The organism is Caulobacter sp. LjRoot300, assembly GCF_964253875.1.
Taxonomy (GTDB): domain Bacteria; phylum Pseudomonadota; class Alphaproteobacteria; order Caulobacterales; family Caulobacteraceae; genus Caulobacter.
This window is the reverse complement of record NZ_CAXUSA020000003.1, coordinates 17,536-41,837: the sequence shown is the minus strand read 5'-3', so window position 1 is coordinate 41,837 and position 24,302 is coordinate 17,536. Positions and strand designations below refer to the sequence as shown.

Below are 24,302 nucleotides of genomic sequence, written 5' to 3'. Positions count from 1 at the left end.
GCCTTGCCTCGCGCCGCCCGTCGCGCGAAACCCTAGGCCATGACCACGCCGCCCCTCGCCCCCTACCCCGCCACCCGCCTGCGCCGCCTGCGCCAGGCCGACTGGACCCGCCGCCTGGTCCGCGAGACCACGCTGGAGCCGTCCGACCTGATCTGGTCGATGGTGGTGCACGAGGGCGAAGGGACAATCCCGGTTGCCTCCATGCCCGGCGTCGAGCGCCTGAGCGTCAGGGACGCCGCCAAGGCCGCCGTGCGGGCTCGCGACCTGGGCATCCCGGCTATCGCCATCTTCCCGCACATCGACGGCGCCCGGAAGGACGCGGCCGGCTCGATCGCCGCCGATCCGGAGGGGGTGATCCCCCGCGCCGTCAAGGCCATGAAGGACGCCGCCCCCGAGGTCGGGATCATGTGCGACGTGGCCCTGGACCCGTTCACCGACCACGGCCATGACGGGGTGGTCGAGGGCGGCAGGATCCTCAACGACCCGACCATCGAGCGCCTGATCGAACAGGGGCTGATGCAGGCGGAGGCGGGCGCCGACATCCTGGCCCCGTCCGACATGATGGACGGCCGCGTCGGCAAGCTGCGCGCGGCCCTGGAGGGCGCCGGCTTCCAGGACACCATGATCATGTCCTACGCCGCCAAATACGCCTCGGCCTTCTACGGCCCCTATCGCGACGCGATCGGCTCGGCCAAGCTCTCCGCCGGCCAGGGCGACAAGAAGACCTATCAGATGGACCCGGCCAACAGCGAGGAGGCGATCCGCGAGGTCGCCCTCGACATCGCCGAGGGCGCCGACATGGTGATGGTCAAGCCGGGCCTGCCCTATCTGGACATCCTGCGCCGCCTGGTCGACGAGTTCCGCATGCCCACCTACGCCTTCCAGGTTTCGGGCGAGTACGCGATGATCAAGGCCGCCGGAATGAACGGCTGGATCGACGAGGAGCGCGCCATCCTCGAAAGCCTGACCGCCTTCAAGCGGGCCGGCGCGGCCGGGATCATCAGCTATTTCGCGCCCTGGGCGGCGGAGACGCTGGGCTGAGATGGCCGCGCCGAGGACCGCCTTCAGCCAGGGACGGTTCTACGGCGCGCCCACCATCGAGCGCCGCCTGCCCCAGGTCCGCCTCGCCCACCTGTCGGCCACCACCAGCGCCGAGGACGTGCACGAGCACAGCCACGACGACGCCCATTTCGTCCTGGCCACCCACGGCCGTTACCTGACCACCGCCTGGGGGCCGGAAACCGAGGGGCCAGTACTGGTCTACAACCCGCCCGGCGTGATCCATCGCGACCGCTTCGTCGCCGCCGGCGGCTACTTCCTGGCGGTCAGCTTCGAGCCCCCCGTCTGGCGCGAGCTTTCCGAGGCCTCCAGGCGCGTGGCCATCGACGCCCTGCGCCTGACCGGCCCGGTCGCCCGCCGCGCCGCCCTGCGCCTGACCCGCGCCCTGCTCAGCCGCGACTCCGACCCGGTCACCCTGGAGAGCCTGGGCCTGGAGCTGGCCGGCCAGGCGATGGCGTCGATCGGCGACGGCGACCATCCGCCGCCGTGGCTGGCCACGGCCGAGACCTTCCTCGCCGACAGCTTCGACCAGCCCATCACCATCGCCGACGTGGCCCGCGCGGCCGGCGTCCACCCGGTCCACCTGGCCCGCGGCTATCGCCGATGGCTGGGCGCGGCGCCGGGCGAGCGCCTGCGGACCCGCCGCCTGGAACGGGCCGCCGACCTGCTGATGCGCGGCCGCGCCTCGATCGGCCAGATCGCCCTGGCGTCCGGCTTCTGCGACCAGAGCCACCTGAACCGCCAGTTCCATCGGGCCTATGGCGTGACCCCCGGCGAATTCGCACGGCTGTGCGGACGGCCGCTGGATGTTTCACCCGTCCAAGACGCGGTCCAGGCGCCCGGCTAGACGAAGGGGTCACGTCCGCCCGGAGAGTCCCGTGAAATCCCTGCTGCTCGCCGCCACTTTGCTCCTGGCCGTCCCGATGGCCGTTCAAGCCGCGCCGTCGGACTGGCCCACGGTCGCGCCGGCCGCCGAAGGCCTGTCGCCCGCCCGGCTCGACGCCATGTCGGCCGCCATCAAGGCCGGCCAGTTCCAGCAGATCACCAGCGTCCTGGTCGCCCGCCACGGCAAGCTGGCGTTCGAGGCCTATTACGACGAGGACAAGCCCGACGGCGGGGCCGAGGCGCGGCGCAACACCCGCTCGGTGACCAAGACCGTCACCGCCATGCTGGCCGGCGCCGCCCTCGACCGCCACGCCCTGCCCGGCGTCTCGACCCCGATCAAGGCCTATCTCAAGGACCGCCCGCCCGCCGCCAATCCCGATCCCCGCAAGGACAGGGTCACGGTCGAGGACCTGTTGACCATGAGCTCGATCGCCGAATGCGACGACGACAACCAGTATTCGCGCGGCAACGAGGAGCGGATGTACCTGATCGAGGACTGGCCCGGCTTCTATCTCGACCTGCCGGTGCGCGGCTTCCCGGCCTGGTCGCCCAAGCCGGAGGCGTCGCCCTACGGCCGGGCCTTCAGCTATTGCACCGCCGGCGTCACCACCCTGGGCGCGGTGATCCAGGGCGCGGTCGGCAAGCCCCTGCCCGCCTTCGCCGACGAGGTCCTGTTCGGGCCCCTGGGGATCGAGAAACCCGAATGGCAGGTCTCGCCGCTGGGCCTGGCCCAGGGCGGCGGCGGGCTGGGCCTGCGCAGCCGCGACCTGCTGAAACTGGGCCAGCTCTACCTGGATCAGGGCCGCTGGAACGGCCGGCAGGTGCTGTCCGCGGCCTATGTCGCCGCCGCCACGGCGCCGCACGCCCAGGCCCGGTCCGACGCCGACTACGGCTATCTGATCTGGCTGCAGACCTTCAACGCCCACAAGGCCTGGGTGATGAGCGGCACGGGCGGCAACAAGGTCGTGATCGTGCCTGACCTGGCCCTGGTGGCGGTGATCACCACCACCAACTTCGGCGTCCGCCAGCCGCACGCCATTTCCGAGAAACTGCTGACGGAACACATCCTGGCGGCGGTCGAGCGTTAGCAGCTGCGGACAGTTGACGGTCTTGGGCCGAATTCCTCGTCCTTCGACAAGCTCAGGATGAGGAATTCTACTCAGCCGCCTTACCAGTAGCCCTCATCCTGAGCCTGTCGAAGGACGAGGGCGGCGCCTCGACGCTAAACACCTGGCCGTCCACGGCGCCCAGGCCTGGCGACGCGAATCGCGCACGCCGCTAGGCTGGACGCATGACCCCGCCCAGCATCGACATCGTCACCGCCGTGATCCGCGACGCGGCCGGCCGCATGCTGGTGGTCCGCAAGCGCGGCACGGCGATCTTCATGAAGCCGGGCGGCAAGCGCGAGCCCGGCGAGGACGACCTGACCGCCCTGGCCCGCGAACTGGACGAGGAGATCGGCTGCCGGCTGGTCGGCGCGACCCTGCTGGGCGCCTTCGAGGCCCCGGCCGCCAACGAGCCCGGCTTCACCGTGCGGGCGGCGACCTACCTGGCGACCGTCGAGGGCCGGATCGTGGCCCAGGCCGAGATCGAGGAACTGGCCTGGATCGACCCCGCCGCGCCGGGCGACATCGTGCTGGCCCCGCTGATGAGGACGGTGCTGGCGGCGTTGGCCGCCTAGATCCGGGTTCTAGCAGGCCCCAAACGTTGTCATCCCGGCTGTAGCGAAGCGGAAGGCCGGGATCCAGGTGAACCGCACCGCATCCGCCCAGTCCCCTGGGTCCCGGACAGCCTCTGCGAGGCTTCCGGGATGACAACGGCTCTTGGATTCCGACATTCGCGTCCAGTTTTGCGCGCGAAACCTAGATCCGCTCGAACGCCTCGCGCAGGATCGTGGCCCGCCGCCCTTCCGGCCGGATCATCAGGAACTTGCCCGACCAGACCGCGGGAATGGACCACTGGCCGCCGATCTCGGTGGCGTCGGCGCTCAGGGCGCCGTCATAGGCCACGGCGTGGGTCCAGCCGTTCGTGCCGTCATAGGTCTTGGTGAACGCCACCGCCTGGCCGACGCGCTTGCCCAGCAGGGTGGCGAACACCTCGCACCAGTCGCCCCACTCGTCCTGCGCCGTTTCGTGGATCGAACCGCTGAGCCAGGCGCCGCTCTCGATCAGGGTGGCTGTGAAGTCGACCGGCGAGAACGCTCCGGGATAGGAATAGAGCCCCTGCCAGATGCCCGTCAGATTGCCGTTCGCCGCCATGATCGCGCCCCGCCCTCGCGCGCGCATAGGCGCCGCCCCCGCGCCGCCCGTCAAGGTCGAGGCCCTCGCGCGAAACCTCGAACGGGCCTAGGGTGTTCCTAGTGTTCGGCCCGAGGCCGCGTACGACGGCCCGGTCCGACCTCGACAAGAACGGAGGTGACGCATGGACGCCGATTTCAACGACACCGGAAGACCCGAACTGCTGGCCCATGAGCAGACCTATCATGGCTTCAGCATCCTCCTGCGATGGTGCATGCTGGGCCTGGCCACCGTCATTTCGACTCTGACCCTGTGGTTCGCCACCCCGGCCGGCTTCTGGGGCGGCCTGATCGCCGGGATCGTGGTGTTCGCGGTCGGCTATATGATCCTGGTGCGCCACGAGGAAAAGCAGCCGCTGAACCTGTGGATCGAGGGGCGATAGCGCCCCCGACCTGACGGACCCGGTCGCGGAGACAGCCGGGGACGCGCACTCACGGCAGAGCATCGGCCGGTTTGCAGGGCGCTGGTTGTGAGTGCGTGTCCCCAACGGACCCGCTGAGTTTGGTGCTGAAGTGCGATGACGCCGTGGGTGGCGTTGGGGACATGCACTCACCCCGGGGGGCCGTGGCTCGATCGGCGAGGCCTTGCCGTGAGAGCACGTCCCCGGCTTGCGCTCGGCGTTCAGCGAACAAAGCCTCGCGATTTCAACGCCTTGAACTTTCTCGACCCGATTTGATCCTCACCCTTCCAGACCGCCCTTATCCTGTTCTCACCTCGTCGCGAGGAAAGGGCGCATGGCCAGCGACCGATGCGGCGGCGGGGGGCGATCGAGCGGGACTGGGCTGGAGGGGGTTACTCCAGCGTGTCCGGGGCCTTCCATCGTTGGGAAGCCCGCCCGCCGTCGGCGTCGACGGGGACAAAGCGCGAGTATGCCCATAGGCCCGCGCCCCCGGCGTCCGGTTTCTCCCGAAAGGGATCGAGACCGGGTCCGGCTAAGCCTCAACAGGGCTGCCTACCGGACGCTGGCGGAAAACGCGTCGCGCGGAGCGATCGGCTTCGTCGAAACGGTAACAACACACAGAACTCCGGACGATGTCCGGCGCTCCGCGTCCCTTTCCGATAGCTCAGCGGCCAGCCGCGTGAGGCGGCCAAGCCGTGCATCCAAGATCCTCCCCCTGTGGGGGAGGTGTCGGCGAAGCCGACGGAGGGGGGAGTGATCGGCCAATGGCCGCAACCCGGATCTTCGACCCCAAAACTCCCCCCACCGATCGCTGCGCGATCGCCTCCCCCACAGGGGGAGGATCATCGGAAGCGGTCCGCAGGGGCAAGTGGTCGCCGCCCTATTTCTCCAACCGCGCCACTAGGCTCGAGGTGTCCCACCGATGACCGCCCATCGCCTGCACCTCGCCGTAGAAGCCGTCGATCATCGCCGTGGCCTGCAGGTTGGCGCCGTTGGCGGCGGCCTCGGCCAGGGCGATGCCCAGGTCCTTGCGCATCCAATCGACCGCGAAGCCGAAGTCGAACTTGCCTTCCGACATGGTCTTCCAGCGGTTCTCCATCTGCCACGACTGGGCCGCGCCCTTGGAGATCGCCGCCAGGACGTCGTCGGTCGGCAGGCCCGCCCGCTTGGCGAAGTGCAGCGCCTCGGCCACGCCCTGGACCACGCCGGCGATGGCGATCTGGTTGCACATCTTGGTCAGTTGGCCCGCGCCCGACGGCCCCAGCAGGCGGATGGCCTTGGCGTAGGCCGCCAGCACCGGCTCGACCCGGACGTAGGCGGCCGGGTCGCCGCCGGCCATGATCGTCAGCTGGCCGGCCTCGGCTCCGGCCTGGCCGCCCGACACCGGGGCGTCGACGAACCAGCGGCCCACGGCGCGGGCCGCGGCCTCCATCTCGCGGGCCACCGTCGCCGAGGTCGTGGTGTGGTCGACGATCACCCCGCCCTCGCCCATGGCCGGCAGCGCCTGCGCCACGACGTCGCGCACATCGTCGTCATTGCCCACGCACAGGCAGACCAGTTGCGCGCCCGCCACCGCCTCGGCGATGGTCGGACGGCTGGCGCCGCCATGCTTTTCGACCCAGCGCGCGGCCTTGTCGGGACTGCGGTTGAACACGGTCACCGCGTGGCCGGCGGCCTGCAGGTGGCCGGCCATCGGAAAGCCCATCACGCCCAGGCCAATAAACGCCGTCTTCATCCGCGAAACTCCTCATGGCAGCGGCCGTCCATCGCCCTTCACGGCTCCGATCGCAACGGCATTTTAACGTCCACCCGTCAGGTTCGATCGAACAGGGTTAAGCAGGCTTAAGCACAATGGCCGTCAGCGGCGAACAGCCGATCGTCATCAAGAAGGTCAAGAAGGTCGTCGGCGGGGGTCACCACGGCGGCGCCTGGAAGGTGGCCTATGCCGACTTCGTGACCGCGATGATGGCCTTCTTCCTGCTGATGTGGCTGCTGAACGTCACCAGCCCCGAGCAGAAGCAGGGCATCGCCGACTATTTCGCTCCAGCCTCGATCTCGTCCACCACCAGCGGCTCGGGCGGCATTTTGGGCGGCACCTCGCTGGGCGACGACGGCGCCAAGGCCGACGGCAAGATGTCGGTCGTCCAGCAGATGGCGCCCGAAGCCCCCACCCAGACCGACAAGGACGGACAGAGCTCGACCACGGCCAGCCTCGATTCCGCCAGCGAGCAGGCCCTGCGCGACGCCTTGGCCAAGAAGGAGCAGGACAGCTTCGCCTCGGCCGCCCAGTCGCTGCGCCAGTCGCTGCAGGAAATGCCGGAACTGGCCGAGCTGTCCAAGCAGATCATGATCGACCAGACTCCCGAGGGCCTGCGCATCCAGCTGATCGACCAGGACGGCCGCTCGATGTTCAAGGAAAACTCGCGCGAGCCCAATGACCGCGCCCGCATCCTGCTGCGGGCCGTGGCCAAGGTCATCAACCAGCTGCCCAATCGCATCACCATCTCGGGCCACACCAGCGCCAGCGCGGCCGGCAAGCGTTCGGACAGCGACTGGTCGCTGTCGGCCGAGCGCGCCGACGCCTCGCGACAGGTGCTGCGCGGCGCTGGGGTCGACGAGGACCGCATCTACCAGGTCTCGGGCAAGGCCAATTCCGAGCCGCTGTACGCGGACGACCCCACCCTGGCGGGCAATCGCCGCATCTCCATCGTGCTGCTGCGCGAGAAACCGGTGCTGCCCGATGGGCTTTGAGGGCGCCTGCGGCGTGATGACGCTCGGCGGCGCCGCGGAGCTTGCGCAACCGCCGCGGATGCCGCCTAATCCCTTATCGGCCCGGCGCCCCGGGCGAGGTCGCTAACCAGAGGGATCGGACGCTTTCCGTGACGCAGCATTTTCCGACGCGACAGCTGCGCTTCTTCCTCACGGCGCCCACGCCTTGCCCCTACCTGCCCGGCCGCGAAGAGCGGAAGGTCTTCGCCCACCTGCCGCTGTCCGACGGCCCCACCGTCAATGACAGCCTGACCCAGGTCGGCTTCCGCCGCTCGCAGAACATCGCCTACCGGCCCGCCTGCGAGACCTGCCGCGCCTGCCAGTCGGCCCGCGCCCCCGCCGCCGACTACGTCTTCTCGCGGTCGGAACGCAAGGTCCTGACCCGCAACACCGACCTGGAGCGCCACCTGGTCGAGGCCGAGGCCACGCTGGAGCAGTTCGAGCTGCTGCGCCGCTACCTGCTGACCCGTCACGCCGACGGCGGCATGGCCGAGATGACCTGGCCCGACTACGTGGCCATGGTCGAGGACACGGCGGTCCGCACCCACCTGATCGAATACCGCCTGCGCCCGCAGGACCGCGGCCCCGGCGACCTGATCGCCTGCGTGCTGGTCGACGTGCTCGCCGACGGCCTGTCGCTGGTCTACAGCTTCTACGACCCCAGCCTGACCAAGCGCAGCCTGGGCTCGTTCATCATCCTGGACCACATCCTCCAGGCCCAGCTGAACGGCCTGCCCTACGTCTATCTGGGCTATTGGGTGCCGGGCAGCGAGAAGATGGCCTACAAGGCCCGCTTCTCGCCCCTGGAGATCCTCAAGCCCGGCGGCTGGGCCCTGATGTCGGCCCGCGAGCGCGGCGCGCGTCCGCCCAAGCCCGTGGGCTGCGGCTCCAACGCCGGGGTCGAACTCAGCGACGCGGAGCCCGCCGAGCTGGGGGGCTTCCCCAGCCCGGGCAAGCCCTGAGCGCCGGGTCAGCGCGCGAAGCTGACCCCACCGTCCACGGTGACGGCCGACCCCGTCACATAGTCCCCGGCCCGCGAGGCCAGATAGATGGCCGCACCCGCCATGTCCTCGGTCGTGCCGATCCGGCCTGTCGGAATGGCCTTCGACACCGCGTCGGCATGGTCGCGCGCCACCTTGTTCATGTCGGACGCGAAGGCCCCCGGCGCGATGCAGCTGACGGCGATGTTGTCGGCCGCCAGGCGCAGCGCCATGCGCTTGGTCATGTGCAGCAGGCCGGCCTTCGACGCACCATAGGGATAGGTCTCGTCCGTGGTCACCGACTGGCCGTCGATCGAGGCGATGTTGATCACCTTGGCCACGTGGTCCTTACCGGCCGCCCGCAGGTGGCCGATCAGGGCCTGGGTCAGGAAGAACGGCGTCTTCATGTTGAGGTCCACGACCTTGTCCCAGCCGCTCTCGGGGAACTCGTCGAACGCCGCGCCCCAGGCCGCGCCGGCGTTATTGACCAGGATGTCCAGCTTGTCCTCGCGCTCGGCGATCCGCGCCACCAGGCCGTTGATGCCTTCCAGCGTCGAGACGTCGGCCGGCAGCGAGACGCACTCGCCGATCGCCGACAGCTCCTCGGCCGTGGCGTCGCAGGCGGCCGCCTTGCGGGCCGAGACATAGACCCGGCGCGCGCCATAGGTGAGAAAGCCCTCGGCGATCATCTTGCCGATCCCGCGCGAGCCGCCGGTGACCAGGGCCACGCGACCCTTCAGGGAGAACAGGTTCTGCATCATGATGGTGTCCTTCAGAAATGGCGGCCGGCGCCGAGCGCGCCCAGCCGCTGGGTGATGTCGAAGGGGCGCTGGCCAGGGGATAGCGGGCGATCCAGCCCATGGGGGCCTGGACAATCGGATATCTGGCGCCCGTATGGGCAGGGACTCGGTTGCTCATGGGATCAGCAAAACCCGACCGACGGCCTGGCGGCTCTCGATATAGGCGTGGGCCGCCGCGGCCTCCGAGAGCGGGAAGGTCCGGTCGATCAGCACCTGCAGCTCGCCCCGCGCGGCCTGGTCAATCAGGGTCTGGATCATGTCGTGCACGCGGTCGGTCATGATCTCCGCGCCCAGGAACACGCCGGTCAGACTGCGGTTGCCGCCCATCAGCGACGACACGTCGACCTTGGTCGGCTCGCGTCCCGCCTGGCCGACCAGCGAGATGCGCCCCCGATAACCCAGGGCCAGAATGCTGGCCTGCAGGGTCGGACCGCCGACCGGGTCGACCACCAGGTCCACCCCCTTGCCGCCGGTCAGGGCCATCACCTGCTCGACCACGTCGTCGCGGCCGTAATTGATCCCGTGGTCCAGACCGAAGGGCTTGAGGCGCTCCAGCCGCGCGTCGCTGGAGGCGGTGGCCAGCACCGTCGCCCCGGCTCGCTTGGCCAGCTGGATCGCCGCGACGCCGACCGCTCCCGCCCCGGCCTGGACCAGCACCGTTTCGCCGGCCTTCAGGCGGCCGGCTCCGAACAGGCATTCGTGCGCCGTGCCGAACGGCACCGGAATGGCCGAGGCCTTCTGGATGTCGAACCCATCGGGAACCGGCCAGGCGTTGCGGGCCGGCACGCTGCGCAGTTCGGCGTGCGAACCGAAGGCGTTCACGGTGACCACCTTCTGGCCGACCTTCAGGTGCGTGACCTCGGCCCCCACCTCGACGATCTCGCCGGCGGCCTGGTAACCGACGATGTGCGGGCTGCCCGCCATCTCGCCGCCGCCGCGATTGAGGGTGTCGCCGCCCTCGATGCTGACCGCCTCGACGCGAATGACCACGCCGCCTGGGTGGCAGGGCGGATCCGCGACGTCCTCGTACTTCAGCACGTCCGGCGAACCGGTCTCGTAATAGACGGCGGCCTTCATGGCGCACTCCCTGACGCTTGTTCTTGTCGGCCCAACGGGCCCTATTTCGCCGGGTCGACCAGGGCCTGATAGACCAGCGTCGCGGCGTTTTCGTCGATATGGGCCAGGGCGGGGTCAGCCTCCTTTCCCAGGATGTGGATCATGCCCAGCATGAAGAGGTCGTTCTTCGGGTCGACCCAGAACCAGGTGCCCGCCGCCCCGCCCCAGCTGTAGGTCCCCTCCCCGCGCAGCGTGCCGGCCCGGGCCGGGTCGGCGACCACGGCGAAGTCGAGGCCGAAGCCGACGCCCTTGGCCGGCGAGAAGGCGGCGCCGGGCGCGGCCATCACGATGTCGGACAGGTGGTTGGAGGCCATCAGCTTGATCGTGCCGGGCGCCAGGATGCGCGCGCCGTCCAGCTCGCCGCCGTTCAGCTGCATCTGGGCGAAGCGGGCGTAGTCGGCGGTGGTCGAGACCAGGCCGCCGCCGCCCGAAGCGATCGCCGGCGGCTTGGCCACGTCCAACACCATGAAGCTGTCGGCCGGAACCAGCTTCCGGGCCTTGGGATCGATCATGTAGAGCGCCGCCAGGCGCCCGCTCTTGGCCGGTGGAACCCAGAAGGCGGTGTCGGTCATCTTCAGCGGGTCGAAGATCCGGGTCTTCATGAAGTTGGCCAGGCTCATGCCCGACAGCCGCTCGACGATCAGGCCCTGGATGTCGACCGAGACGCTGTAGCGCCATTCGGTTCCGGGCTGGCTAGCCAGGGGCAGCTTGGCGAGCGCGGTCAGGAACTCGGCCTGGGTCTTGGAGCCCAGCAAGCCGCTGTCGCGATAGGCCTTCTCGACCGGCTGGTCGGTGCGCAGGCCGTAGGCGAAGCCACCGGTGTGGCTCATGATCTCACGCATGGTCGGCGCGCGCGCCGCCGGCTCGGTGACGAAGGTCCCGTCCGGGTTCTGGCTCTTGTAGACCCGCAGGTTGGCCAGTTCAGGCAGGAACTTCGTCACCGGATCGTCGAGCCGCCACTTGCCTTCCTCGAACAGGATCATCATCGCCACGCCGGTCACCGGCTTGGTCTGGGAGTAGATCCGGAAGATCGTGTCCTTGGTCATCGGCACGCCGCCGATCGCCGTCTTGCCGAAGGTTTCGTAGCTGACGATCTTGCCATGACGGGCGACCAGGGTGATCGCCCCCGGCAGGTGGCTCTGATCGACGAGCCCTTGCATGTAGCCGTCCAGGCGTTTGAGACGCTCGGGCGAGAAGCCCGCGGCGTCCGGGGCGGCGGCCGCCAAGGTCGGCGGCCCCTTGGGAGCGCTCCAGGCCGGATCGACTGCCAAGGCCACGACGGCGGTCGCCGACAGAGCCGCCATCGCCCTCAAGAAACGCATGCGCCACCCTCACGAACACCCGTTTGATCCACCTTAGCCGGGTTTGACGACACGGCAATGGATCAGGTTGATCGCCGCCCTTGCCCGCCCCCCGTCCTTGCGGCTAAGGAGAACCCCCGCTCGGCGTAGCGGCGTCGGCCGGTTTAGCTCAGCTGGTAGAGCAGCGGTTTTGTAAACCGAAGGTCGCGGGTTCGAGTCCTGCAACCGGCACCACCCATTAAGGCGGCGTTCGTCCCAAGTGACGCCAGAACGCCGCCGCCGGGGCCTTGGAGGCCCAAGAGCCAGGCCTAGGCGCCCAGCAGAGCCTCATAGCGGGCGACGTTCTCGGCCAGCCACTGGCGTAGACGCTCCAGCTCGCTGATGTGGACGTGGGTCTCGTCCTGCGCGCCGCCGTCCTCGGTCGGCGCGCTCACCTGCAGTTTGCCGCTGCGCAGGGCTTCCAGGCGCTGGTCGAGGGCTTCCTGTTCGGCCTTGTGTCGCTCAACGACGCGATTGATTTCGGCCTTGTCCATACTCGGTCTCCAGCGCGACCGCCTGCTCATGATGGCGAGGTCGCTTGAAGCCCGAGTTTACGGCGCACACCGGGGCGCGTCGATCAAACTATGACCCGTAAGCAATATCCGGGCGCCCGCCCCGCCCGGATCCGCCCAAACTGCGCACCCAGCGACAGACCTTCTGCTTGTGCCCGTGATGACGTTCCCACTTGCAGACCTTGTGTTCGCCGCGGTGGTGCATGTCGCGTTCGCGGGCCGAGGCGGGCGCCGCGGCGGCCAGGCTCAGGGCGGCGAAAGCGAGCGTGGCGGTTCCGAACAGCTTGGCGAAAGTCATGTGCGTCATGTCCTCCTGGCGGTGATGACCAAAGCGGTCACAGGCACCGTCCCATCGCCATGTTGTCGCGGTGTTGCGATGTGTTTCGGCGCCATAGGCCCCGCGCCTCCCCAGACCACGAAGCGGCCAAAAAAAAGCCCGGCACGGAGGCCGGGCAGTCATTAGGGAGGAAACGCCCAGGAAGGGCAGGAGCGCCAAGGGCGGCTCCACGGGCTGATAACTAGTGCGCCGAAATGGCCAATCAAGGGCAAGACCGCCACGCCTCAAGGTGAAGCTGTGGAGAACGCCTGTTTGTATGCATCGCGTGCAACCGCGCGACCGGCGCCCAAACCATGAGCGAAAACCTAGGCCCGGAGAGCGAAGGAAAAGGCCGCGAAGAAGCGAAGGCAGGTCTGATCGCAGGTCGATTCGCCGACAGAGCTCGACGTGGACAGCCGAACTAGCGCCGGCTAAACCTTCAGCGCTCGACGGCCAAGGTGAAGACCGATGAACGCGCCCCTGACCAGCGTCTTCGCCGAACGGGTGGCCGGCGCTCACCGCTTCGGCCTCGAACGTGTCCGCCGCGCCGTTCGCTTCGCCGTCGCCCACCGCGACCGCAAGCTTCCGCGCCTCGCACAGATCCGCAGCCTCGACTATCCCGCCGCCAGCGGAAAGCGCGCCGCCCGGCTCTATGTGCCCCTCCACGCCCCCGCCGTGGGGCCCGCGATTCTGTTCTTCCATGGCGGCGGCTTCGTGATCTCGGACATCGAGACCCATGACGCGCTCTGCCAGCGTCTGGCCGACGCCGCGGGTGTCCGCGTCGTGTCGGCCGCCTACGGCTTGGCGCCCGAACACCCCTTCCCCTCGCAGATCGACGACGCCCGAGCCGCCTTCGCCTGGCTGTTGGAGCAGGCCGCCGAACTGGGTGTCGACATCGACCGCATGGCGGTGGCCGGCGACAGCGCCGGAGCCTATCTGGCCGCCACAGTGGCCAACGAAGCCAACACCCGTCGTCCCGGCGCGGTAAAGGCTCAGGGCCTGTTCTACCCCCTCGTCCACCTGGACGACGAGATCTGGGCCCAGACCCTGCTGCGGGACGCCCGGCTGATCGGAAGGCTCGCCGTGGCCTATATCAACGCCCAACTTGCCGAGGCCCGCGCCCCTTCCTTGCTGGCGGCCGTCGGCTCGGCCACGCCGCCGACCTTCCTGGTCAGCGGCGCGGGGCTCGACCCCGTCCGCCCGGACGCGATGGCCTACGCCGAGGTCCTGGAGGCGGCGGGCGTGCCGGTGGAACTGCGAGCCTATCCGGGCCAGGCCCATGGCTTCGTCAACTTCACCCATGTGCTGCCGGTGGCCGTGGAAGCCGTCGCGGCGCTTGGCGCCCGGCTGGGGAAGGCGCTACGAGACGGCGCATGACCGTTCTCTACATCGACGCCGACGCCTGCCCCGTGAAGGACGAGGTCTACAAGGTCGCTGCTCGCTATGGCCTGAAGACCTTCGTGGTCTCCAACAGCTGGATTCGCGTCCCCTTGACGCCCGCCGTCGAGCAGATCGTGGTCGACGCCGGCCCCGATATCGCCGACGACTGGATCGCCGAGCGGGCCGGCCCCGGCGACGTGGTGATTACCAACGACATTCCGCTGGCCGATCGCGTGTTGAAAGCCGGCGGCCAGGCTTTGGGCACGACGGGCCGATTGTTCACCGTCGACACCATCGGCTCGGCCCTCGCCTCGCGGATGATCGGCGAGCATCTAAGATCGATGGGCGAGGTCACCAGCGGACCCAAGGCTTTCGGTCCCGCCGATCGGTCCAAGTTCCTGCAGGCGCTGGACACCGCGGTGGTCAAGGCCGGGCGCATGATCCGATGATCGAGATCACTTCCTGGCTGCGGATCGAGGACGACGAGATCGTCGAAAAGGCCACCCGCGCCTCGGGCCCTGGCGGCCAGCACGTCAACAAGACCAGTACGGCGATCGAGCTGCGCTTCGACGTGCGCAACTCCCCCACCCTGCCCGACGACGTCAAGACGCGGCTCGAGGCCCTGGCCGGCAGCCGCCTGACCCAGGACGGCGTGATCGTCCTGTTCGCCCAGGGCAGCCGCTCACAGGAAATGAACCGACAGGAAGCTCGCGACCGGCTGGTCGAGCTGATCCGCCGCGCGACGGAAAAGCCCAAGCCCCGCCGACCGACCAAGCCGACCTATTCCAGCAAGCTCAAGCGGCTGGAGACCAAGGGCAAACGCGCCGGCATCAAGAGCCTTAGGGGAAGACCTCGCGGCGACGACTAGACCTGAAGTTCGTCGGTCAACCCCGGTTCCAGGCCGGTTCTACAGGACCGGGCCCGAAAGACAGCACTTCGTGCTTCCACTCCGGCTCGGTGATCAGCCCGCCCAGGATCTTCTGAAGATAGGTCGCCAGATTGACCTGCTCCTCTTCGGTCAGCTCGGCGCAGACCTCCTGGTTGATCGGGTGAATGTCCTCGCGGATTCGCCCCAGGACCTCATGACCTTCCGCCGTCAGACGGACCACCACCTTGCGGCGGTCCGACGCCTGGGCCCCGCGCTCGACCAGACCGTCGCGGATCAGACCATCGACCGAACGGGTCAAGGTCGTACGGTCCGCCGCCGACAGTCGCGCCAGGCGCGTCATCGAACATTCGCCGACCCGCGCCAGCGAAGCCAGCGCCACCCACTTGGCGAAGCTCAATCCATGCTGCGCGATACAGTCGGCGGCCAGGGCGCGCCTATGCTGCTCGGTCTGGTACATCAGATAGCTGACATAGGTCGGCAACGGCAAACCGCGGCCCTCCCCTTGCTTCTGCTCTGACATGGTTCCCCCCACGCCAAATGGCGCGCCTACATGTCACACGCGGAAGCCACATACAATCACGGCTCCGCCTATCCGCGCGCAAACGCACGCGTCTGCATGCTTTTGAAACTCGACGCCGTTCCCCCTGGCTTGAACGATGGCGAACATCGTTCGATCGTGGCCAACGTCACGTCGAACATACGGTTCCAGACGAAACAGCCTCCGCGAACAAAGTTCGCGGAGGCTGTGTATTTCTCGCCCCTGGCGCCTGAAAAATGGATCAGGCGGCGCGGTTGGCGATCGCGTCCGGCATCGTCGCATTGCGCGCCCGGGCTCGGGTCAACCAGTCGTCGGGATAGGTCTCGCGCACCACGATCGACTTGAACTGACCGACGGGGATGCGGGTGTGCTCGCCGGGATTGAGATCGCGCGACACAGAATGGCCGGCGAACTCTTCGATGATGGTGATCACCTGGCTGCTGCCAGCTGTGTTCTCGATCAAGACCATGTTCATGAGAAAGTGTCCTGGTGTTCTGGCTTCGTCGGCGGTCAGGCGGTGTGGCGTTCGATCTGGGCGGCTGGGCGGGCCCAGGCCTTGACGTCCGATGGCGAAACCAGCTTGCGGAAGGCGCCGCGGGCGTGATCGTCGCAGTAGGAGCCGCGGGCGGTCTTCTCACGGCCGCAGAAGCCGAAGTCGTGGGAGTCAGGATTGCCGATCGGCCAACGGCAGGAATGGATCTCCAGGCCCAGGATGCTTGCGGTCGGCGCCATCTCGGCGATCTCGAGCAGACGAAGAGCGGGACGCTGGGTGGCGGCGGCGTCGCGAACCACACGGGCCCGGGGTTGGGCTCGAACGGCGGTGCGCATGGCGGCGCGTTGGCGGGTGGGAACTTCTCGGACCGTGATGCCCAGACGGTGCACCTTGCCGATCACCGCGCTACGGCTGACGCCGCCCAATTGCCGCGCTACTTGGCTCGCGCTCATACCCTCGAGCCACAGCTTGCGAAGCGTGGCGGTGCGCTCTTCGTTCCAGTCCATGATCCGTTTTCCTACCCGGTCGCCGGAGCAGCCCCTCCGGCGCTTTCTGGGTACGTTTATGGTTAATTCTGGTCAATTTTTTATGTGCAGACCCACGGTTTGCAACTGGGCATTTTGCTTTTACATTCTGTGGGATAGCTCGCGTTGTCGCAGGGCGTTCTCCGAAACGTGGCGAGACCTTGACCGGATAACGGCGTTATATATTGGATGCGGAGCCCACAATTGGGCCAGAAAATGAATGCGGCGCCACGCCGCACAGCTTGCGGCATAATGTCAGTCGGGAATTAGTGGATGCGTCAGTTTCAACTCGCCGTCGCGACGGTCGCCTGCGTTCTTTTGGCTGGTTGCTCGAAGCCCGGCGGGGAGGCTTCCGACAGTGGATCAGCCGTTTCGACGCCGGCGGCGACGCCGAACGACGCGGAAAAGCAGGCCCTGCTGGCTGCGCTCCCCGCCCCCTACAACACCGGCGACCTGATGAACGGCCAGAGCAAGTTCGCACTCTGCCGTTCGTGCCACACCATCACCGAAGGGGGCCCCAACATGACCGGTCCCAACCTCTATGGCGTGTTCGGCCGCAAGGCGGGCAGCAAGCCTGACTACAAGTATTCGCCTGTCGTCGCAGCCGCTGGCTTCGACTGGGACGCCGAGCACCTCGACAAGTGGCTGGACAATCCACGCGGCTTCATGCCGGGCACCAAGATGACCTTCGCGGGACTGCACGATCCCAAGGACCGCATAGATCTGATCGCCTATCTAAAGGTCGAGACTGGCTACAAGCCTCCGAAAGGCTGACGGGCGAATAACCATGGAAGACGCGCATGCGCTGCCGACCAAGGTCCGTCCAACACCCCGCCAGCGGGATTTCACCGCCCGTTTCGCCGTGCCGACGCTTGGCGGAAAGGCCTGACGATGGCCGACGCCCGCGACCTTGTTGTTCGGCTGCACGAAGCGATCGGCCGTCGCGACGCCGACGCAGCCGCGCCCCTTTTTCACCCCCAGGCTCGATTCCGGAACTATTTGGATGAGGGCGAGGTGATCGGACGGAATGACGTGCGAGCCTTTTACCGAAAACTGTTTGAAACCCTCGCGCCGAATATCGACTTGATTTCGGTGCGAACCTTGGCCGATGGCCGCGTTCGGGCCGAACTACAAGTATCCGTCCATGATCGCTCGGGTCGCCTCTGGTCAGACAGCCGTGTCACAGCAACCTATGCAATCCGCGACGGCCTGATCAAGAGCGTGGACTTAGGCCCCGATCGCCCCGCCTAGATCAACAGGTCGGCGCAGGCGTCGAGGATGGCGTCGGCGTTCAGACGATACTTGGCGTAGAGATCCGGCAGGTCACCTGACTGGCCGAAAGCCTCCAGCCCCAGCGCCCGCAGCCGCATGCCGCGCACCGAGCCCAGCCAGGACAGCGTCGAGGGGGCGCCGTCGATCACCGTCACCAGGCCGGCGTCACGGGATAGCGGCTCCAGCAAGGTTTCGATCGTTGAAGCACGCGGCTTGCCGTTCGTCCAACGCGAGCGGCCTGCCGCGGTCCAGTCACGGTGCAAGACGTCCGCCGAGGTTACCGCCAGCAGGCCCGCACCCGGCTCGTCCTCCAGCACCGCCTCGAAGGCCGCGAGGGCCTCCGGAGCCAGTGCGCCGGCATAGGCGATGGCCAGGCGCGCGCCGGCCGCCGGCGGACGCAGCCAGTAGGCCCCCTCGACCACGCCCCTGCGCCAGGCGTCGTCCGGTCGTTCGGGTTGGGTGATCACCCGGGTCGAGAGCCTCAGGTAGGTCGAGGCTCCCTGCTCGGCCTGGATCTGGCCGAAGGCGTGGGCCATCAGCACCGCCGTCTCATCGGCGAACGCCGGCTCGTAGCTGTCCAGGCCCGGCTGGCTCATGCCGATCAGCGGCGAGCCGATGGACTGATGCGCGCCGCCTTCGGGCGCGAGCGTCAGCCCTGAAGGCGTGGCGACCAGCAGAAAGCGGGCGTCCTGGTAGCAGGCGTAGTTCAGCGCATCGAGGCCCCGGGCGATGAAGGGGTCATAGAGCGTGCCGACCGGAAACAGGCGCTCGCCGAACAACGGCGCGGTCAGGCCCAGGGCGGCCAGGGCGATGAACAGGTTGTTCTCGGCGATGCCCAGCTCGATGTGCTGGCCGGTCTCGGCCTTGGACCAGACCTGGGCCGAGGGAATCCGCCGGCGCTTGAAGACGTCCTCGTGCGCCCGGCGCTGGAACACGCCCCGACGGTTCACGAAGCCGCCGAGGTTGGTCGAGACGGTGACGTCGGGCGAGGTCGTCACAACGCGGCCGGCGAACTCGTCGTCCCGGCGGGCGATCTCGAACATCACCTTGCCGAACGCCGCCTGGGTGGACTGCTCGCCGCCCCCGGAGACAGGGACCAACAGTTCGTCTGCGGCGGGGATCGCGATGGATGGCGCGACGTGATCGCGCTCGACTTGGGCCGCGAAGGGCGCGCGGGCGATCAGGCCTTTCAACGCCGTGTGCTCGGCGGCCGACAGGCCCGACAAGGCGTCCCATTCCTCGCCCTCGACCACGCCCAGCCGCGTGCGCAACTCGGCGATCTGGGCCTCGGTCATCAGGCCGGCATGGTTGTCCTTGTGCCCCTGGAACGGCAGGCGCAGCCCCTTGACGGTATAGGCGATGAAGACCCTTGGCGCGTCATCCTGACCGGCTCGCTCGAAAGCCTCCAGGATGGTCTCCATGCAGTGACCGCCCAGCTCCGTCATCAGTTCGCCGAGGTCGACGTCCTTGTAGGCCGCTAGGAGCTTCAAGGCGTCGGCGTCGCCGACCAGATCGGCGTTCAGCCGCTCGCGCCAGGCGCCGCCGCCCTGATAGCTGAGCGCCGCGTAGAGATCGTTGGGCGCGATCTCGATCCAGGCCTTCAACGCCTCGCCCCCAGGCTTGGCGAACGCCTCCCGCTGACGCCTGGACCACTTCAGTGTCTCGACAGTCCAGCCCGCGGCTTCGAAGATCTCGCCGTAGCGGGTGAACATCCGGTCCTGGGTGGTCGCGTCCAGGCTCTGGCGGTTGTAGTCGACGATCCACCAGGTGTTGCGGATGTCGTGCTTGCAGGCCTCGATCAGGGCTTCGTAGATGTTGCCCTCGTCCAGTTCGGCGTCGCCCAGCAGCGAGATCATCCGCCCCATCCGCTCGGGCTTCACCGCCCCGCGCGCCGCCAGATAATCCTGGGTCAGGGAGGCAAAGGCGGTCATCGCCACGCCCAGACCGACCGAACCGGTCGAGAAGTCGACGTCGTCGACGTCCTTGGTCCGCGAGGGATAGGACTGCGCGCCGCCCAGGGCGCGGAAGGCCTTCAGCTTGTCCAGGCTCTGGCGGCCGAACAGGTGCTGGATGGCGTGGAACACCGGGCTGGCGTGCGGCTTGACGGCGACGCGATCCTGCGGCCGCAGCGCCTTCATGTAGAGCGCCGTCATCAGGGTGGTCATCGAGGCGCATGAGGCCTGGTGGCCGCCGACCTTCAGCCCGTCGCGGCTCTCACGCAGGTGGTTGGCGTTGTGGATCGTCCACGAGGCCAGCCAGAGAATGCGTTCCTCAATGCGCCGCAGAAGCGCAAGCTCCTGCCGCTTCGCCGCCAGAATGGCTTCGGCCATGCTTCCTCACCTGGTTCAGACGGGTGAGGCATGCCCCTCCCCGCTCTTCTCGCGGGCTTCATAGTCCTCGATCTGCCGCGAAGTCCACTCCGGAGACTTCGTGAAGCGGGCCAGCAGGTTGTAGAACACCGGCACCACGAACAGCGTCAGCAGGGTCGCGAAGATCGCGCCGGTGAAGATCACCGCCCCGATCGTCTTGCGACTGCCCGCGCCGGCGCCGGCCCACAGCATCAGCGGCAAGGCGCCCATGGCGGCCGAGATCGACGTCATGATGATCGGACGCAGGCGCAGGGCCGCCGCCTCGATCACCGCCTCGCGGACCTTCAGGCCCTCGTCGCGCAGCTGGTTGGCGAACTCGACGATCAGGATCCCGTTCTTGGCGGCGATGCCGACCAGGATGATCAGCCCGATCTGGCTGTAGGTGTTGATCGTCGAGCCGGTGATCAGCAGGCCGAACAGGCCGCCGAGGGCCGCCAGCGGCACGGTCAGCATGATGATGGCCGGGTGGATCCAGCTCTCGAACTGCGCGGCCAGTACCAGGAAGACCAGCAGCAGCGCCAGGCCGAAGGCCAGGCCCACCGCGCCGGAGGCTTCCAGATAATCCTTGGCCTGGCCGCCCCACTTGACGCTGACGCCGGGCGTAGGATGGGCGGCGGCCTGGTCCTGGAAGAAGGTCACGGCGTCGGCGACCGTATAGCCGGGGTTCAGCTGGGTGGTCAGGGTCACCGACCGCAGGCGATCGACACGTGGACGATCGGGCGTGTCGCCGCGCAGCTCGGTGGTGACCACCGTCGACAGCGGCACCAGGGCGCCCGACAGGGTTCGCACCTGCAGACGGTTGAGGTCCTCGATGCCGCGACGCTGGTCCAGCGCCGTCTGCAGGATGACGTCGTATTCCTGGCCGCTCTTGATGTAGGTGGTCACCTGACGCGAGCCGAACATGGTCTCCAGCGCCCGGCCGATGGACTGGGCCGAAACCCCCAGGGTCGCGGCCTTGTCGCGGTCGATCTGCACCGACAGGCGCGGCGCCGTCGGCTCGTAGTCGAGGCGCGGCCGCGACAGTCCCGGATTGGCCTGGGACGCGCTGAGGATGGGCTTGAGCCAGTTGGCCAGCTGGACGTAGTCGTTGCCCACGGCGATCAGGTCGACATTGGTGCCGCCCCCACCGCCCCCGCCGCCGCCACGCTGGAACGCGCCGCGCACCGAAGCCACGGCCCGGACGCTGGTGATCTTCGACAGACTCTTGTTGAGCTCGGCGGCGACGTCGTCGGCGGACTTGTTTCGCTCGCCCCACGGCTTGAGCGCGATCACCGCGTTGCCGGTGTTGAACTGGTTCTGGCCAAAGCGCGGCACGGTGATGATCGTGCGTTCAGCCACCCCGTCCTTCCGATACTGGTCGAGGATCTTCTCGATCCTGTCGGCGACCCTCACCGTCGCATCGAAGCCGCTACCCTCGGGGCCGTTGATCGTCACGTCGACGCGTCCGCGGTCCTCGGCGGGCACCAGCTCCTGCGGCAGCAGGGCGAACAGCCCCCCGGCGCAGACCGCCAGGACCAGCACCGACAGACCGGTGACCAGGGTGGCCGAGCCCTTGCCCAGCAGGCATTCCAGCGAGTGGCGATAGCTGTCCTTCAGCGCGTCCATGGCGCGGTCCACCCGGCGCGACAGCCAGTTGGCGCTGGCCGGCCGCAGCAGCTTGGAGGCCATCATCGGCGATAGGCTCAACGCCAGCAACGCCGAAAAGCCGACGGCGGCGGCGATGGCCACGGCCAGCTCGACAAACAGTCGGCCGATATAGCCGGGCAGGAACATCAGCGGCGCGAACACCGAGATCAGCACCACGGTGGTGGCCACAACGGCGAAGAACACCTGGCGGGTGCCGCGCAGGGCCGCCACCGGTGCGGGCTCGCCCTCATCGACCCGGCGCTGGATGTTCTCGACCACCACGATGGCGTCGTCGACCACCAGGCCGACAGCCAGCACCAGGGCCAGCAGAGTCAGCAGGTTCAGCGAAAAGCCCAGCGGAGCCAGCACGATGAAGGTCGACAGGATGCAGATCGGCGCGACGATCGACGGGATCAGGGCCGAGCGCCAGCTGCCCAGGAACAGCAGGTTGACCAGAGCGACCAGGGCGATCGAGATGCCCATGGTGATCCACACCTCGTGGATCGCCTCGGCGGTGAACACCGAGTTGTCGATCGCCACGATCATCCTGGACCCGGCCGGCAGGGTCTTGTTGATCGTCTCGACTTCCTTGCGGACCGCCTCCGAGATCGCGACGTCATTGGCCTGCGATTGGCGGGTCAGAGCGATGCCGACCTGGTTGACGCCATTGCCCCGGAACAGCTTGCGGCGTTCGTCCGCGCCCTCCTCGACCCGCGCCACGTCGCCCAGGCGGACCACGAAGCCGTCGGCGTTCCCGGCGCGCAGGGGCAGCTTCAGGAAGTCCTCGGGCTTGGAATAGGCGCGGCTGACGCGGATCGTGAAGTCCTTGGTCGCCCCTTCCAGCGCGCCGGCGGGCAGTTCCACGTTCTGGGTGTTCAGGGCGTTTTCGACGTCGTCGACCGTCACGCCGCGCGCGGCCATGGCGTCGGCGTCCAGCCAGATGCGCATGGCGTACAGCGGCGCGCCATAGAGGTTGGCCTGGGCCACGCCGGGAATCGTCGACATCCGCTCGACCAGGTAGCGGTCGGCGTAGTCGGCCAGCTCCAGGGTGCTGAGCGTGCTGGAGGTCAGGTTCAGGACGATGATCGGCGAGGAGTCGGCGTTAGCCTTGGCGATCTGAGGCGGGTCGGCCTGGTCGGGCAAGTTCGCCGCCACCCGGCTGACCGCGTCGCGAACATCGTTGGCGGCCGCGTCGAGGTCGCGGTCGAGGGTGAAGGTGATGGTGATCTGCGAGCGGCCGTCACGCGAGGAGCTGTTGACCCGATCGATGCCCTGGATCCCGGCGACCTGTCGCTCGATGATCTGGGTGATCCGCTCCTCGATGACCTCGGCCGAGGCGCCGCGATAGGCCGTCGAGATCGACACCACCGGCGGATCGACGCTCGGCAGCTCGCGGATCGGCAGGCTCTTGAAGGCGGCCAGGCCGATGACGCAGAGGATGATGGCCGCGACCGCGGCGAAGACCGGGCGGCGAACGGAGAGGTCGGAAAGCATCAGCCGGCCTTCTGCTTGCGATCGCCCTGGCCAGTTTGAGCGCCACCCTGGGGCTTCGCGCCGCCGACACTGACCGGCGCGCCGTCCTGCACGCGGTTGAGGCCGTCGCCGACGATCTTGTCGCCCGCCTTCAGGCCCGAGGTGATTTCGATGAAGCCGGCGGCGTCGACGCCGGTCTGCACCGAGGCGCGGCGCGCGACCAGGCCCTTGGGTCCCTTGGTGATCAGGAACACCGAGGCCTGGGAGCCCTCGAACTGCACGGCCGCCTCGGGAACGGCCACGCCCTGGTGCTGCCCCTGGTCGATGGCGACCTTGATCAGCATGCCCGGCTTGAGGCGACCATTGGCGTTGGGAAACTCGGCCCGTGCCTTCAGCGCGCGGGTCGCCGGATCGATGCGCGTGTCGATCTGGGCGATGCGACCCGTGAACATCTCGCCCGGCAGGGCGTCGGGCTTGGCGGTGATGGCCAGGCCCTCGCGCAGGATCGGCAGGTAGCGGTCGGGCACGGAGAAGTCGACACGGATCAGCGACACGTCGTCCAGGCTGACGATGGGCGTTCCGGGGCTGATCAGGGCTCCCGGAGCGATGTCCGAAATGCCCACCCGGCCCGAGAACGGCGCGCGGATGACCTTGTCCAGCTTCTGGGCGCTGGCCGCCGCCAGGGCGGCCTTGGCGGTGTCGCGCGCGGCCATGTATTGCTCGGCCGAAGCGCGCGGAGCAATGCCGCGCTCGGCCAAGGTCTTCCACCGCGTATATTCACGCTCGGCCTGGGCAAGTTGGGCCTGGGCCTCGGCGATGCCGGCGGTCTCCTGGTCGGCCTTAAGCTCGACCAGCACCTGCCCCTTGGTGACGGCCTGCCCATCGCTGAAGTGAACGGCGGTGATCAGTTCGGCCGTGTTCGAGGTGAGCGTGACCGACTGGCGGCCCTTGGCGACGCCTAGCACTTCGATCCGATCGGTGAAGGCGCGTGGCTGGACGACGACCTGAGACACCGGGGTCGCCCGTCCACCGCCGGCCGGGCCGCCCTGCCCTGGCGCCTTGCCGCCGAAAGCCAGTTTCAAGCCGCCAGCCACCAGCATCAGCAGAACAGCGACGACCGCCGCGACGAGAAAGAAGTGTCTGCGGATCACGAAAGGCTCCGGGCGCCGGGAAAGAACGGCTCAGCTAATACAAAGCGGCTCATTAGCCGCCAGCCCTAGCCTGCGTCCAGTGACACACGGATGACCAAGTATTACAGCGCTGA

Annotated in this window: 25 protein-coding genes, 1 tRNA gene and 1 pseudogene; 13 read left to right on the top strand and 14 right to left on the bottom strand. The window is 68.1% G+C overall.

Going from position 1 to position 24,302, the window contains the following annotated elements:
• Nucleotides 1–39: 39 nt before the first annotated feature.
• The 4 genes from hemB (at nucleotide 40) to ACSQ2G_RS10450 (ending at nucleotide 3,625) form a co-directional block, all read left to right on the top strand.
• Nucleotides 40–1,041 carry a porphobilinogen synthase gene (gene hemB / locus ACSQ2G_RS10465; protein WP_436030635.1) on the top strand — a complete coding sequence of 334 codons (1,002 nt, stop codon included), beginning with the start codon at nucleotides 40–42 and terminating at the stop codon, nucleotides 1,039–1,041.
• Nucleotide 1,042: 1 nt separating this feature from the next.
• Nucleotides 1,043–1,906, top strand: coding sequence for a helix-turn-helix transcriptional regulator (locus ACSQ2G_RS10460; RefSeq protein WP_436030633.1), 864 nt, complete (start codon nucleotides 1,043–1,045; stop codon nucleotides 1,904–1,906).
• A gap of 31 nt (nucleotides 1,907–1,937) precedes the next feature.
• On the top strand, nucleotides 1,938–3,032 hold the full coding sequence (locus tag ACSQ2G_RS10455) for a serine hydrolase domain-containing protein (protein WP_436030631.1): 1,095 nt from the start codon (nucleotides 1,938–1,940) through the stop codon (nucleotides 3,030–3,032).
• Between the two features lie 203 nt (nucleotides 3,033–3,235).
• Complete coding sequence (locus tag ACSQ2G_RS10450) at nucleotides 3,236–3,625, top strand: NUDIX hydrolase (RefSeq protein ID WP_436030630.1); 390 nt, start codon at nucleotides 3,236–3,238, stop codon at nucleotides 3,623–3,625.
• A 181-nt stretch (nucleotides 3,626–3,806) separates the two neighbouring features.
• Here ACSQ2G_RS10450 and ACSQ2G_RS10445 read toward each other — a convergent pair whose 3' ends face one another.
• Nucleotides 3,807–4,202 carry a hypothetical protein gene (locus ACSQ2G_RS10445; RefSeq protein WP_436030628.1) on the bottom strand — a complete coding sequence of 132 codons (396 nt, stop codon included), beginning with the start codon at nucleotides 4,200–4,202 and terminating at the stop codon, nucleotides 3,807–3,809.
• 163 nt (nucleotides 4,203–4,365) lie between these two features.
• Between ACSQ2G_RS10445 and ACSQ2G_RS10440 the strand changes: the two genes are divergently transcribed.
• Nucleotides 4,366–4,623 (top strand): hypothetical protein, encoded by a 258-nt coding sequence (locus ACSQ2G_RS10440; protein ID WP_436030626.1) that lies wholly within the window; start codon nucleotides 4,366–4,368, stop codon nucleotides 4,621–4,623.
• An 898-nt stretch (nucleotides 4,624–5,521) separates the two neighbouring features.
• On the opposite strand, the gene ACSQ2G_RS10435 is transcribed toward ACSQ2G_RS10440, so the two are convergent.
• Nucleotides 5,522–6,376 carry an NAD(P)-dependent oxidoreductase gene (locus ACSQ2G_RS10435; protein ID WP_436030624.1) on the bottom strand — a complete coding sequence of 285 codons (855 nt, stop codon included), beginning with the start codon at nucleotides 6,374–6,376 and terminating at the stop codon, nucleotides 5,522–5,524.
• Between the two features lie 116 nt (nucleotides 6,377–6,492).
• On the opposite strand from ACSQ2G_RS10435, the gene ACSQ2G_RS10430 reads away from it, so the two are divergent.
• Both ACSQ2G_RS10430 and ACSQ2G_RS10425 read left to right on the top strand, forming a co-directional pair.
• A complete protein-coding gene (locus ACSQ2G_RS10430; protein ID WP_436030622.1) occupies nucleotides 6,493–7,392 on the top strand; it encodes a flagellar motor protein MotB in 900 nt (299 codons plus the stop codon).
• 128 nt (nucleotides 7,393–7,520) lie between these two features.
• Nucleotides 7,521–8,372: an arginyltransferase gene (locus ACSQ2G_RS10425; RefSeq protein WP_028041271.1), complete on the top strand. Its 852-nt coding sequence runs from the start codon at nucleotides 7,521–7,523 to the stop codon at nucleotides 8,370–8,372.
• A gap of 8 nt (nucleotides 8,373–8,380) precedes the next feature.
• On the opposite strand, the gene ACSQ2G_RS10420 is transcribed toward ACSQ2G_RS10425, so the two are convergent.
• From ACSQ2G_RS10420 to ACSQ2G_RS10405, 4 genes and pseudogenes are all read right to left on the bottom strand, one after another.
• Nucleotides 8,381–9,148, bottom strand: coding sequence for an SDR family oxidoreductase (locus ACSQ2G_RS10420; RefSeq protein ID WP_436031939.1), 768 nt, complete (start codon nucleotides 9,146–9,148; stop codon nucleotides 8,381–8,383).
• 61 nt (nucleotides 9,149–9,209) lie between these two features.
• Nucleotides 9,210–9,308: pseudogene (locus ACSQ2G_RS10415) on the bottom strand (nitronate monooxygenase); the annotation flags it as partial.
• Entirely contained in the window at nucleotides 9,305–10,267 is a 963-nt protein-coding gene (locus ACSQ2G_RS10410; RefSeq protein ID WP_436030620.1) for a quinone oxidoreductase family protein, read from the bottom strand. The pseudogene ACSQ2G_RS10415 and the gene ACSQ2G_RS10410, both read right to left, overlap by 4 nt.
• 41 nt (nucleotides 10,268–10,308) lie before the next feature.
• Nucleotides 10,309–11,628, bottom strand: a complete 1,320-nt coding sequence (locus tag ACSQ2G_RS10405) for a serine hydrolase domain-containing protein (RefSeq protein ID WP_436030618.1) — start codon at nucleotides 11,626–11,628, stop codon at nucleotides 10,309–10,311.
• Between the two features lie 137 nt (nucleotides 11,629–11,765).
• Here ACSQ2G_RS10405 and ACSQ2G_RS10400 point away from each other — a divergent pair.
• Nucleotides 11,766–11,841 (top strand) — tRNA-Thr (locus ACSQ2G_RS10400).
• Between the two features lie 74 nt (nucleotides 11,842–11,915).
• On the opposite strand, the gene ACSQ2G_RS10395 is transcribed toward ACSQ2G_RS10400, so the two are convergent.
• Together ACSQ2G_RS10395 and ACSQ2G_RS10390 are read right to left on the bottom strand one after the other, a co-directional pair.
• The gene (locus ACSQ2G_RS10395) at nucleotides 11,916–12,140 is read right to left on the bottom strand and encodes a hypothetical protein (protein WP_436030616.1); all 225 of its coding nucleotides are present in this window, start codon (nucleotides 12,138–12,140) and stop codon (nucleotides 11,916–11,918) included.
• A gap of 88 nt (nucleotides 12,141–12,228) precedes the next feature.
• Entirely contained in the window at nucleotides 12,229–12,456 is a 228-nt protein-coding gene (locus ACSQ2G_RS10390) for a hypothetical protein (RefSeq protein ID WP_436030614.1), read from the bottom strand.
• Nucleotides 12,457–12,942: 486 nt separating this feature from the next.
• On the opposite strand from ACSQ2G_RS10390, the gene ACSQ2G_RS10385 reads away from it, so the two are divergent.
• From ACSQ2G_RS10385 to arfB, 3 genes are read left to right on the top strand one after another with little or no spacing between them, the layout of a single operon-like run.
• Nucleotides 12,943–13,851: an alpha/beta hydrolase gene (locus ACSQ2G_RS10385; protein WP_436030612.1), complete on the top strand. Its 909-nt coding sequence runs from the start codon at nucleotides 12,943–12,945 to the stop codon at nucleotides 13,849–13,851.
• Nucleotides 13,848–14,303 carry a YaiI/YqxD family protein gene (locus tag ACSQ2G_RS10380; RefSeq protein WP_436030610.1) on the top strand — a complete coding sequence of 152 codons (456 nt, stop codon included), beginning with the start codon at nucleotides 13,848–13,850 and terminating at the stop codon, nucleotides 14,301–14,303. Before ACSQ2G_RS10385 ends, ACSQ2G_RS10380 begins: the two co-directional genes overlap by 4 nt.
• A complete protein-coding gene (arfB, locus tag ACSQ2G_RS10375) occupies nucleotides 14,300–14,722 on the top strand; it encodes an alternative ribosome rescue aminoacyl-tRNA hydrolase ArfB (RefSeq protein WP_436030608.1) in 423 nt (140 codons plus the stop codon). Before ACSQ2G_RS10380 ends, arfB begins: the two co-directional genes overlap by 4 nt.
• 16 nt (nucleotides 14,723–14,738) lie before the next feature.
• Here the strand turns inward: arfB and ACSQ2G_RS10370 are convergent, their stop codons facing one another.
• The 3 genes from ACSQ2G_RS10370 to ACSQ2G_RS10360 all read right to left on the bottom strand — a co-directional run bounded on the left by ACSQ2G_RS10370 (nucleotide 14,739) and on the right by ACSQ2G_RS10360 (nucleotide 16,280).
• The gene (locus ACSQ2G_RS10370) at nucleotides 14,739–15,263 is read right to left on the bottom strand and encodes a MarR family winged helix-turn-helix transcriptional regulator (protein ID WP_436030606.1); all 525 of its coding nucleotides are present in this window, start codon (nucleotides 15,261–15,263) and stop codon (nucleotides 14,739–14,741) included.
• Nucleotides 15,264–15,522: 259 nt separating this feature from the next.
• Nucleotides 15,523–15,756 (bottom strand): hypothetical protein, encoded by a 234-nt coding sequence (locus tag ACSQ2G_RS10365; protein ID WP_436030605.1) that lies wholly within the window; start codon nucleotides 15,754–15,756, stop codon nucleotides 15,523–15,525.
• A gap of 35 nt (nucleotides 15,757–15,791) precedes the next feature.
• Complete coding sequence (locus ACSQ2G_RS10360; RefSeq protein WP_436030603.1) at nucleotides 15,792–16,280, bottom strand: GcrA family cell cycle regulator; 489 nt, start codon at nucleotides 16,278–16,280, stop codon at nucleotides 15,792–15,794.
• Between the two features lie 291 nt (nucleotides 16,281–16,571).
• Here ACSQ2G_RS10360 and ACSQ2G_RS10355 point away from each other — a divergent pair, with 291 nt between their 5' ends.
• Nucleotides 16,572–17,072, top strand: a complete 501-nt coding sequence (locus ACSQ2G_RS10355) for a c-type cytochrome (protein ID WP_436030601.1) — start codon at nucleotides 16,572–16,574, stop codon at nucleotides 17,070–17,072.
• Nucleotides 17,073–17,189: 117 nt separating this feature from the next.
• On the top strand, nucleotides 17,190–17,549 hold the full coding sequence (locus ACSQ2G_RS10350; RefSeq protein WP_436030599.1) for a nuclear transport factor 2 family protein: 360 nt from the start codon (nucleotides 17,190–17,192) through the stop codon (nucleotides 17,547–17,549).
• Here ACSQ2G_RS10350 and ACSQ2G_RS10345 read toward each other — a convergent pair.
• Genes ACSQ2G_RS10345 through ACSQ2G_RS10335 form a run of 3 tightly spaced genes read right to left on the bottom strand, consistent with a single transcriptional unit; the run spans nucleotide 17,546 to nucleotide 24,189 of the window.
• Nucleotides 17,546–19,900 carry a transketolase gene (locus ACSQ2G_RS10345; RefSeq protein ID WP_436030598.1) on the bottom strand — a complete coding sequence of 785 codons (2,355 nt, stop codon included), beginning with the start codon at nucleotides 19,898–19,900 and terminating at the stop codon, nucleotides 17,546–17,548. The genes ACSQ2G_RS10350 and ACSQ2G_RS10345 overlap by 4 nt on opposite strands.
• Nucleotides 19,901–19,915: 15 nt before the next feature.
• A complete protein-coding gene (locus ACSQ2G_RS10340; protein ID WP_436030596.1) occupies nucleotides 19,916–23,059 on the bottom strand; it encodes an efflux RND transporter permease subunit in 3,144 nt (1,047 codons plus the stop codon).
• The gene (locus ACSQ2G_RS10335) at nucleotides 23,059–24,189 is read right to left on the bottom strand and encodes an efflux RND transporter periplasmic adaptor subunit (protein WP_436030594.1); all 1,131 of its coding nucleotides are present in this window, start codon (nucleotides 24,187–24,189) and stop codon (nucleotides 23,059–23,061) included. Before ACSQ2G_RS10335 ends, ACSQ2G_RS10340 begins: the two co-directional genes overlap by 1 nt.
• Nucleotides 24,190–24,302: the final 113 nt, after the last annotated feature.